Below are 10,568 nucleotides of genomic sequence, written 5' to 3' on the forward strand. Positions count from 1 at the left end.
GAGTTTTGACCAATGGCTGTAGCGAGACTGGTTGCTCCTGGTGAGAGCGCCGAAATTGCATGTGTACAAACTAAATCATCAAAGCCCTGATGTGGCAAGCGAGCTTCCCCAAGGATCGATCGACGGCATCGAGCCGGGCTTCTGTGTCATCCGGCCGCCGGCGTAGCAAGCAACCAGAGCCCAAAGATCGTGTAGGCGATCATCAGCACGGTGAGTGGAAATTGGCTGAGCGCCGCCTGAGCGGGAACCGTATGCAATCGCCAGGCGAGGCCATGCGCGACGAGCACGGCGAGCATGTGGCCGGCGATGATGACGCCGGCCTGGACGTTCCACAGCCACCATGCCGAGCCGGCGCCGGCAACAACGCCGGCTTCGATCTGCATGTCGGCGGTGCCGAACAGGTTCGAGCCCAAAGCGAACGGGTCGGACAGAGCGGCAATGGCGTATTGGCCGTCGACGAGCAGCGCCGTCAGATAGTGCGCGACATGATAGGCGAGCGCGATCGGCACGATCGACCAGACCAGCAGCCCCGCAGCCTGACCGAGGGGATGCGGGCTACCGGCAAGGCGCTGACCAACGACAATTGCAAGGATGAACGCCGCAGCAAGCAACACGAACGTCAGCACCAGTCCGAAGGTGCCGATGCCGATCACTGTCGTGCGGCCCGGAAACTCTAGCGGATTGATGCCGAACAGGCCGAGCCAGAAGAAGGTTTTCGACAAGCCGTCGAAGGAAACCGACGACAGCGCAAGCAGCAGGAAAGCAATGCCGCTGGACGACAGCGGCGCGACATTGCTGAGCTTGGCGCCCGGCCAACAGAGACTGAGCCGGCGGTCTTCGTTGCGCTCGAGGAGGGCGAAGCGCGCAATCATGGCGAAGAACACGGTCAGGAACTCGCCGCTGCGGCTCCAGTCGCGATAGCCGAACACCAGCATGGCGGCAAAACTCAGCAGCCAATAGAGGCCGGCGGCCCAGGCGAGCCGCGCCGGATCGTCGGGCGCCGGGTCCATCAACTCGAACCAGGCGAAGGCGAAGAACAGCACGAAAGCCGGCCAGCAGCCGAGCCGCGGGGGCGGACGCCATGTCTGCCACTTGCCGAACAGGCGCAAAATGACCCGCCAAGGCCCGTACCAGGGGTTCAGCCATGACCAGAGATTGCCGAACAGCCCCTGCAGCAAAACCAGCCCAACCCAGAGCAACGTCCAGATCGTCAGCGGCAGAGGGTTGGAAAGCGGATCGCGGCTGCCGAACAGGCCGGCCGCGACAAGAATTGCAAAGCCGGCAAAAGATACCAGACTGACGATTGCCCGAGCGCCCTCGCCGAATGCGAAAAGCGGCAGACGCCGCCGCCAAAAGCGGCCGAGAAAGTCTGACGGCAGCAAGGCCAATACGAGGAAACTGACGGCCACGGCGAGCGCGCCACCGGCGGCGTAGTAGCCGGTCGGCAGAAGCAGGACATGGCCGCGATCGGAGGCGTGGGCGAAGGCGGGGCTGGGTGACAAGAGGATTAACGAAGCCGCAAAGAGCATTACTGTTGCCAAGCGGCAGCGCTCTACGGCGCCCCCCTCTGTCCTGCCGGACATCTCCCCCTCAAGGGGGGAGATTGGCTGTAATTTCTGCCTTCGCCAGCTTTCGGTCCGGCAAGAAAAGCGCTGAGCGAGCGAGCGGCCAATCTCCCCCCTTGAGGGGGAGATGTCCGGCAGGACAGAGGGGGGCGCGAAGGAACTCATACTGTGCAAGAGTTCCCTCACCCTCACACCTTGACCAGTTGCTCCACGCGGTCTTTTTCGCCGAAGATCCTGATGTAGCGCGCGATCTCTTTCTCGTCGCCGGTCGCCTTGGCCGGATTGTCGGAGAGCTTGACCGCCGGGCGGCCATTGGCCTCGGTGACCTTGCAGACCAGCGAGATGGCGTCGAGACGGCTGGTTTCGGTCGGTGCGCAGCCTTCGAAATCATTGGTCAGGTTGGTGCCCCAGCCGAAGGACATGCGCACCTTGCCGCGGAAGTGGCGGTAGGTTTCCTCGATGGTCTCGACCTCGAGCCCGTCGGAGAAGATCAGCAGCTTCTGCTTCGGGTCCTTGCCCTTTTCACGCCACCAGGAAAGGATCTTCTCGCCGCCCTCGATCGGCGGTGCGCTGTCGGGACGGAAGCCGGTCCAGTCGGCGATCCAATCCGGCGCGTCGCGCAGGAACGAAGCGGTGCCGAAAGCATCGGGCAGCACGATCAGCAGATTGCCGCCATAGTAGCGCTGCCAATCCTGCAGCACCTTATAGGGGGACTGCTTCAATTCCTTTTCCGAATTGGCGAGTGCGGCAAGCACCATCGGCAATTCATGCGCATTGGTGCCGAGCGCTTCGAGGTCGTTATCCATGGCGAGCAGCACGTTGGAGGTGCCGGTAAATGCCTCGCCGATGCCTTCCTTAAGCGCCTCGACGCACCAACGCTGCCACAGGAAGGAATGGCGGCGACGCGTGCCGAAATCCGAAATGCGGATACCGGGCAGCGCTTTCAACCGCTCGGTCTTGGCCCACATCTTGGCCTTGGCGCGGGCATAGAGCACGTCGAGCGCAAACGGTCCGAACGCCCGCATGGCCGCGCGCGAGCGCAGCTCGTTGATGATGGCGAGCGCCGGGATTTCCCACAGCGTCGTGTACATCCACGGACCGCTGAAAGTCAGCTCGTATTGGCCATTGCGCTTGGAAAGCTCGTATTCGGGCAGTCGGAAATTTTCGAGCCAGGCGAGGAATTCAGGTTCGAAAATCTGCTTGCGGCCATAGAAGGTATTGCCGCCGAGCCAGATCATCTCCTTCTTGGAGAAACGCAAAGTGCGCGCATGGTCGAGTTGATCACGCAGTTCCGCCTCGTCGATCTCTTCAGCGAGACGGACCGAAGTGGTGCGGTTGATCAGCGAGAAGGTGGTGTCGACCTTGGGATACATGCCCCAGATCATCTGCAGCATCAAAAGCTTGTAGAAATCGGTGTCGAGCAGGCTGCGGACGATCGGGTCGAGCTTCCAGGTGTGGTTGTAGACGCGCCGCGCTATATCGGTCTTAGTCATGTCTCAATGCCGCCTTCGCTGCTCGCTCTAGCTTTTTTGTTTAACGCAATTCCGGACGGAAAAACCGCTGCACACTTTTCCTGGAATTGCTCCAAATGCCTCTTAGCATTGAATTTTGGAAAGTGCTGCCGCTTTGCGGGCTGGCCCGACAAAAAGAGAACCCTGCGGCATGTATGCGGCTTCGGCAATTGCAGCCTCAGGATGCGGTCTTAGTGCCGACCACCCGCAGCGCCGGGCGCTTCCTGCGGATGCCGATACGGCCCGCCACCGGCGCATCGGCGCGGCCGTCGGCCTGCTCCTTTTCGGCAAACAGCCAGTCGATGAACAGCTGCACGATCGGCGCCGACCTCATCTCGTTGCGACAGACGACGTAGAAATCGTCGACTGCCGGCACCGACAGGCTGAACGGCGCGACCAGCAGCCCCCTGGCAAGCAGCCCGCTTGCCGTCACCGTATCGCCAAGCGCAACGCCATGACCATGAACCGCAGCCTCGCTCGCCATGCGGGCGTCGCCGAGATGATGGCGGCGGCCGCGCTCCAGGTCCAGCGCGTCGGCGGCGGCCAGCCAGGTGTGCCATTCACGACCGTCGTCGCCATGCAGGAAGACATGATCGGCGAGATCGCGCACGGTGCGGATCGGACGGTTGTTGATCAGCGTCGGACTGACCACCGGGAACAGTTCGAGACCCGACCATTTGCGCATCCAGCAATCGGTCCAGCTGCCGTCGCCATAGTGCACGCAGATGTCGATATGCGGTGCCCGGATGTCCTTGGCGTCGTTGGACGGGATCAGCGTCAGCCTGATATCGGGGTATTGCGAGGTGAAGCTGCCGAGCCGCGGGATCATCCACAGCAAAAGCAGCGCCGGCACGCAGGACACTGAGAGTGCGCCGGTGCTGGCCGGCCGGGTCATGCGCTGCGTGGCGGCAGCTATGCCGTCGAAGGCGGTCGACACCGCCGGCAGCAATTCGGCGCCGTGCGGCGTCAGCTTCACCCGCTGGCCGGCGCGCTCGAACAGCTTGACGCCAAGCGACTGTTCGAGCGCCTTGATCTGGTGGCTGATGGCGCCATGAGTGACGTTCAGCTCAGCCGCTGCCTTGGTCAGCGAGGCGTGACGCGCCGTCGCCTCGAAGGCCCGCAGTGGATTCAAAGGTGGCAGACGCTTGGCCATCAGAGCCTCAGAGCAGCACGATCCCGAAAAGTGGAACCCGGTTTTCGGACAAGATCGTGCTCGAGATGATGTGAGATTTCCTCACAACGAAGACCCTAACAATATCAATTGATTTTTCAATGCGGCTACAAGACACTTTGCCCGGGAACAGTATCAAGGCCTGAAATCCGCAGGCAGCCGGCGGGATGGCGACCGTCATTGATGGCCGCACTGCACCAGCCATGGAGGACCGACATGGGTTATAACAGCGGCAAGCTCGAAGCGTTGCGTCGCAAATATGGCGAAAGCCATGGCGGCGAAATGTTCGACCCGAAATTCCGAAAGGTCGCCGACAAGATCTTTTCCAAGAGCGGCACGCGGCTGGCGCCCTATTCCGGCATCCCGACCTTCCTCGCCGCGCCGTACCGGCAAATTGCCGCCGACAACCCGGATTTCGGCGATCTGCAGGTGGCGATGATCGGTGTGCCGATGGACCTCGGCGTCACCAACCGGCCGGGTGCCCGTTTCGGGCCAAGGGCACTGCGCGCTATCGAACGCATCGGCCCCTACAACCATGTGCTGGAATGCGCGCCGACACATGAGCTGAAGGTGGCCGACATCGGCGATGTGCCGTTCCAGAGCCGCTACCGGCTGGAGACCAGCCATGACGACATCGAGCGCCGCACCAACCAGATCGTCGACGCCGGCGTCATCCCGCTTTCGGTCGGCGGCGATCACTCGATCAGCCATCCGATCCTGAAGGCGGTCGGCAAAAAGGCGCCGGTCGGCATGATCCACATCGACGCCCATTGCGACACCAGCGGCCTGTTCGACATGACCAAGTTCCATCACGGCGGGCCGTTCCGCAACGCGGTGCTGGACGGCGTGCTCGACCCGACCCGCACCATCCAGATCGGCATCCGCGGCTCGGCCGAATATCTATGGGAGTTCACCTACGAATCCGGCATGACCGTCGTGCATGCCGAAGAGGTGACCGGCCTCGGCGTCCCCGCCATCATCGAGAAGGCGCGAAAGATCGTTGGCGACGGGCCGACCTATGTGTCCTTCGACATCGACAGCGTCGATCCCGCCTTCGCGCCGGGTACCGGCACGCCTGAGGTCGGCGGGCTGACGACGCGGGAGGTGCTCGAACTGCTGCGCGGCCTGAAGGGCCTCAACATCGTCGGCGGCGACGTCGTCGAGGTGGCGCCGCAATATGACGCGACCACCAACACCGCCCATGCCGGCGCGCAGGTGCTGTTCGAGATTCTCAGCCTGATGGTGTTCAGCCCGGCAATAACAGGCAAGGGAGCCTGAGGCAGCAAATCCAAGGCGACCGCCGCGCTGGAGCCGGCGGCCGCATTCAAACAAAACAAGCTTCCAGCAGGGGAACGACAATGACATTTCACATGAAGCTCAGATCATCCATCGCCGCCGCGCTGATGCTCGCCGGTTTTGGTATCGCCACCCAGGCCGCCAATGCCGACGCGGTCGACGACATCACCAAGGCCGGCGCGATCAATGTCGGCATTTTCTCCGACTTTCCGCCCTTCTCCTCGGCCAGTGCCGATATGAGCATCAAAGGCTATGACATCGACGTGGCGCAGTTCATCGCCGACCAGCTCAAGGTCAAGCTCAATTTGGTCAGCGTGACCGGCCAGAACCGCATCCCGTATCTTACCGACAAGCGCGTCGATATCCTGATGAGCGTCGGCTATTCCAAGGAGCGTGAGCAGGTGATCGATTTCGCCGCCGCCTACGCGCCCTACTATATCGCCGTGATCGGCCCGGCTGCGCTCAAGGTCGAAGGCAAGGACGACCTCGCCGACAAGTCGATCGCCGTCAACCGCGGCACGCTGGAAGATACGTCGCTTACCGAGGCGGCACCCGCCTCGGCCGATATCCGCCGTTTCGACAATTATAATTCCGTCATCCAGGCCTTCATCTCGGGTCAGACCCAGTTGATGGTCGTCGGCAACGACGTCGGCGCTCAGGTGCTCGCGCGCCAGGAGGCGCTGAAGCCGGAGCAGAAGTTCCAGCTTCTCACCTCGCCCTCGCATATCGGCCTCAACAAGAACGAGGACCGCCTGAAGCAGGCCGTCAACGACGCGGTCGCCAAGATGCTGGCCGACGGCAAGCTGGACGAAAGCTCGAAGGCCTGGCTCAAGACGCCGCTCAATCCCGACAACCTCAAGGATTGACAGCGGGTGGGCTATAGCCTCGACTTCGGCTGGCTTGCCGATGCGACAGGCGCGATCGCGCGAGGGGCGGCCACGACGATCCTCTTGATCGCCGTGACCACGCTGGCGGGAACGTTCCTCAGCATCCTCGGCGCGGCAGGGCGGCGAAACGGCCCTGTCCTGCTCAAGCGGGCGATCGGCGTCTATGTCGAGGTCATGCGCAACACACCGTTCCTGGTGCAGCTGTTCTTCATCTTCTTCGGGCTGCCCAGCATCGGCATAAGGCTCGATCCGGTGCTGGCCGCCATGCTGGCGATGACGCTCAACATGGCGGCCTACACGATCGAGATCGTCGGCGCCGGGCTCGACGCCGTGCCGCGCGGGCAGACGGAAGCAGCACTGGCGCTCGGGCTGCGGCCCCGTCAGGTCTTCGTCAAGGTCGTGCTGCCGCAGGCACTCAAGGTGATCTATCCGGCGCTGACCAGCCAGATCATCATCATGATGCTGGAGTCCGCCGTCGTGTCGCAGATCGCAGTGCGCGAGTTGACCTACGAGGCCGACATGCTGCAGGCGCGGACCTTCCGCGCTTTCGAGACCTATTTCGTGGTGACGATGGTTTACCTCGTCCTGTCGATGGGGCTGCGCCGGCTATTGGTCAGCGGCGGCCGCCGCGCTCTGGGAGCCGGGGTGTCATGATCGAATTCACCTTTTGGGATATCGTGCGCAACCTTCTGCTCGCCGCGCGCTGGACGGTGCTTCTGTCACTGGCCGCCTTTGTCGGCGGCGGCGTGGTCGGCATGGTCGTTCTGTTCTTCAGGATCGCCAAGAACAAGTGGAGCCGGCGAATTGCTTCGGGCTACATCGCGCTTTTCCAGGGAACGCCGCTGCTCATGCAGCTCTTCCTGATGTTCTTTGGCCTGCCGATGCTGGGCTTGCGTATCGAACCGTGGACCGCCGCCGCACTTGGCCTCACCTTCTTCGCCAGTGCCTATCTCGCCGAAATCTGGCGCAGCGGCGTCGATGCGCTGCCGCGCGGCCAATGGGACGCCGGCGCCAGCCTCGGCCTTCACTATTTGCAGGAACTCAGGCTGATCATCCTGCCGCAGGCGTTTTCGATCACCCGCGCGCCGACCGTCGGTTTCCTGGTGCAGCTGGTCAAGTCGACCGCGCTGACCTCAATCATCGGTTTCGAGGAACTGGTCAGGACATCCAACGCCATCAACAATGCAACCTTCGAGCCGTTCACCGTCTATGGGCTGGTCGCTTTGATTTTCTTCATCATGTGCTTCCCGCTGACGCAATATGCACGTTCGCTTGAACGACGGGCGGCTACAAACTAGGATGCCGGTTCTGCGCTGTGGAAACGATCGATAGCGATAACCGTGTTTCCGGCTGCCTCGTCGGAGCGATCCGGTAAGAAGAGTTTTGTGTACTCTCCACAATGCTTTAGGGAAGGCTCGGGATGAGAATTGCAATGTTTGTCGCGTTGGCGGCGACAGTGGCTGGATGCGCGACCTCTCCGGTCGACTATGGAGCGTCGCTTTCGAAGCAAGACCAGAAATGGGTGTCGCCGGAATGCCAGCAAGCCCGCCTGGAGGCTGTGGACTACGACGCACGCGAAAAGAAGCAGCCGGGTTGGGGGACCGGCGTCTTTCTTGGCCCGTACGGATTAGGGCTCGCAGCAGCCATCAAGGAGCACCAGCAGAAACAACGAAAATTGTTCGCCCGCGAGGTGCACTTGCGGTGCTCAAGTCTGCCATTGCCAGAGGAGTTGCAGAGCGATCCAACGGCCGCAAGTGCAAATCAGACGAAATATCCATAGACGTCACGCCGTCCTTCGCGACGAAAGCGTGAGGGTCGACACACACAAAGTTGGACAGCCGTCGGACGAACCGGCAGCCGCTTTCATCAATGCGCAAAGGAGAGCGGTGGCGCGATCCTGTCCCGCCGCAGCCAGCGCGCCAGAAGCAGCACCGCCACCACCGCCAGACCCAGCGACAGGCCGATCCAGATGCCGACGCCGTCGAGCCCGGAATAGAAGGCGAGCAGCACGCCGAGCGGCAGGCCGATGCCCCAATAACCGATCGCCGCATAGATCATCGGCACCGTGGTGTCGTGCAAGCCGCGCAGCATGCCTGCGGCCACGGCCTGCGCGCCGTCGAAAATCTGGAACAGCGCGGCAAAGGCAAGGAACGACACGGCAAGCCCGATCACCCTGGCATTGGCCGGATCGCCAAGGTCGATAAAGGCGCTGATCAGCAGCTGCGGCCACAGGATCATCACCAGCCCCATCAGCGCCATGAACGAGACGCCAATGACAAAGGCGGTCCAGCCGGCGCGGGAAACGCCTTCCGCATTGCCGGCGCCATGGGCGAGCCCGACGCGAACCGTCGCTGCCTGATTGAGGCCGAGCGGCACCATGAAACTGATCGAGGCGATCTGGATGGCGATGGCATGCGCCGCGAGCGAGGCCGCGTCGATCAGGCCCATGAGAAGGGCTGCCGCGTTGAAGATCGTCACCTCGAAGGCGAGGAGGCCGGCGATCGGCAGGCCGAGCCGCAGCAACCCCTTGAAGCGTGGCCAGTCGGCTCGCCAGAAGCGCCCAAACAGCCGATAACGCCGAAATTTCGGCTCAAGCATCACCACAGCCGCCATGCCGACGAACATCAGCGTGCTGGACAGCGTCGTGGCGAGACCGGAGCCGGCAATACCCATCGCAGGGGCGCCGAGATTGCCGAACATGAGCACCCAGTTGAAGAAGACATTACAGGCGACGGCGACGAAGACGATGACCAGCGCCCAGCCCGGCCGCTCCAGCGCCGAGATGAACGAGCGCAGGACGATATAGCCGTAGAAGGGCAGGACCGCCCATTCGAGCCAGCGCAGGTAGATGCCGGCCTGGTGCGCGAGCGCCGGCTCCTGGCCCATGGCCAGCAACACGGCCTCGCCGTGCCAGAGAAAGATCCAGATTGGAATGCAGATGAGGATCGCCAGCCAAAGGCCCTGCCGCACGGTGCGGCGCAGGTCGCGCACCGAGTGGCGGCGGCGGCCGAGTTCCGTAGCGATCATCGGCGAAGTCGCCAGCATCAGGCCAAGCCCGAAGATCAGCGGCATGAAATAGAGGTTGGCGCCGAGCGCGCCGCTGGCCAGCGTGTCCGGACCCAGCCGCCCCATCATCATGACATCGGTGGCGGTCATCGCGGTCTGGCCGAGATTGGTGAGCACCATCGGCCAGGCGAGCGCCAGCGTCGCCCTGATTTCCTGACGCCAAAGGTTTTCCGGCGCGCGAGCGCCGGCTTCGATCGCAGACATTTTTTCGCCTATCCGATTGCGGCGCGTCGGCAAACACCGGAAGCCGCGTCTCAACGCGAAAAATGGCCGACTGGCCCGGATTCCGCATCAACGGCACGGCTTGTCTACGAAATTGGTAAGGATGGCAAGAGGCTGACGCAGGCAAGGATTAAGCCAGCAAAGGCCGAGTTTGTCTCAATCCCGCCTATTTGGAGAGAGCATGGAAGCCGCTATGGTTTGCGCCGTGGCCAATCCGACAAGGGGCGGCGTACAGAGTCCATCGAAAGGCATGCAGATGAGCGCGTTTCCCGAAATCTACCTGGTTCGGCATGGCGAGACGGAATGGAGCGCTTCCGGCAAGCATACCGGCCTGACCGATATACCGCTGACGCCTGCCGGCGAGGCGGCCGCCGGACGGATCACCGAGCGGCTGCAGGGGCTTTCGTTCCAGGCCGTCTGGTCGAGCCCGTCGCAGCGTGCCTTCAAGACTTGCACGCTGGCCGGCTTCGGCTCGGCCGGCGTGAAGAAGGCCGATCTGGCCGAATGGGATTACGGCGCCTACGAGGGCCTGACCACCAAGCAGATCCTCATCGAGCGTCCAGGCTGGCGTCTCTTTCGCGACGGCTGCCCCGACGGCGAGGCGGCAGAGGATGTCGGCGCGAGGGCGGACCGGATCGTCAATCAACTGCGCGAGGTCAGCGGCAATGTCCTGGTGTTTTCAAGCGCTCATTTCCTGCGGGTGCTGGCCGCACGCTGGCTCGGCCTGCCGCCGCAAGACGGCGCCCTCCTCGTCCTGGATACCGCCAGCATAAGCGTGCTCGGCTACGAGCACGACCTCGGCGAACCAATTATCCGGCGCTGGAACCAGAGATAGCGGGCGCATTGCAGG

10 protein-coding genes are annotated in these 10,568 nt (G+C 62.8%); 6 read left to right on the forward strand and 4 right to left on the reverse strand.

All coding sequences use genetic code 11. The annotated features are described in order from the left end of the window. Positions 1-146: 146 nt before the first annotated feature. From AC0L26_RS13720 to gcvA, 3 genes are all read right to left on the reverse strand, one after another. Positions 147-1,529, reverse strand: coding sequence for a hypothetical protein (locus AC0L26_RS13720; RefSeq protein ID WP_473632998.1), 1,383 nt, complete (start codon positions 1,527-1,529; stop codon positions 147-149). Positions 1,530-1,753: 224 nt separating this feature from the next. Then, entirely contained in the window at positions 1,754-3,058 is a 1,305-nt protein-coding gene (gene pncB, locus AC0L26_RS13725; RefSeq protein WP_473632999.1) for a nicotinate phosphoribosyltransferase, read from the reverse strand. 196 nt (positions 3,059-3,254) lie between these two features. After that, positions 3,255-4,229 (reverse strand): transcriptional regulator GcvA, encoded by a 975-nt coding sequence (gene gcvA, locus AC0L26_RS13730; RefSeq protein ID WP_292397631.1) that lies wholly within the window; start codon positions 4,227-4,229, stop codon positions 3,255-3,257. A gap of 234 nt (positions 4,230-4,463) precedes the next feature. Here gcvA and speB point away from each other — a divergent pair, with 234 nt between their 5' ends. The 5 genes from speB to AC0L26_RS13755 all read left to right on the forward strand — a co-directional run bounded on the left by speB (position 4,464) and on the right by AC0L26_RS13755 (position 8,210). Next, positions 4,464-5,525: an agmatinase gene (gene speB, locus AC0L26_RS13735; RefSeq protein ID WP_127206636.1), complete on the forward strand. Its 1,062-nt coding sequence runs from the start codon at positions 4,464-4,466 to the stop codon at positions 5,523-5,525. Between the two features lie 80 nt (positions 5,526-5,605). After that, positions 5,606-6,409 carry a transporter substrate-binding domain-containing protein gene (locus AC0L26_RS13740; protein WP_352927210.1) on the forward strand — a complete coding sequence of 268 codons (804 nt, stop codon included), beginning with the start codon at positions 5,606-5,608 and terminating at the stop codon, positions 6,407-6,409. A gap of 6 nt (positions 6,410-6,415) precedes the next feature. Beyond that, the gene (locus AC0L26_RS13745; RefSeq protein WP_473633000.1) at positions 6,416-7,084 is read left to right on the forward strand and encodes an amino acid ABC transporter permease; all 669 of its coding nucleotides are present in this window, start codon (positions 6,416-6,418) and stop codon (positions 7,082-7,084) included. After that, positions 7,081-7,728, forward strand: a complete 648-nt coding sequence (locus AC0L26_RS13750; RefSeq protein ID WP_473633001.1) for an amino acid ABC transporter permease — start codon at positions 7,081-7,083, stop codon at positions 7,726-7,728. Before AC0L26_RS13745 ends, AC0L26_RS13750 begins: the two co-directional genes overlap by 4 nt. A gap of 122 nt (positions 7,729-7,850) precedes the next feature. Beyond that, the gene (locus AC0L26_RS13755) at positions 7,851-8,210 is read left to right on the forward strand and encodes a hypothetical protein (RefSeq protein WP_473633002.1); all 360 of its coding nucleotides are present in this window, start codon (positions 7,851-7,853) and stop codon (positions 8,208-8,210) included. A gap of 86 nt (positions 8,211-8,296) precedes the next feature. Here AC0L26_RS13755 and AC0L26_RS13760 read toward each other — a convergent pair whose 3' ends face one another. Next, positions 8,297-9,700, reverse strand: a complete 1,404-nt coding sequence (locus tag AC0L26_RS13760; protein WP_352927222.1) for an MATE family efflux transporter — start codon at positions 9,698-9,700, stop codon at positions 8,297-8,299. A 274-nt stretch (positions 9,701-9,974) separates the two neighbouring features. Between AC0L26_RS13760 and AC0L26_RS13765 the strand changes: the two genes are divergently transcribed. Continuing rightward, positions 9,975-10,553, forward strand: coding sequence for a histidine phosphatase family protein (locus AC0L26_RS13765; protein WP_473633210.1), 579 nt, complete (start codon positions 9,975-9,977; stop codon positions 10,551-10,553). Positions 10,554-10,568: the final 15 nt, after the last annotated feature.

Source organism: Mesorhizobium sp. WSM4823, from assembly GCF_055811195.1.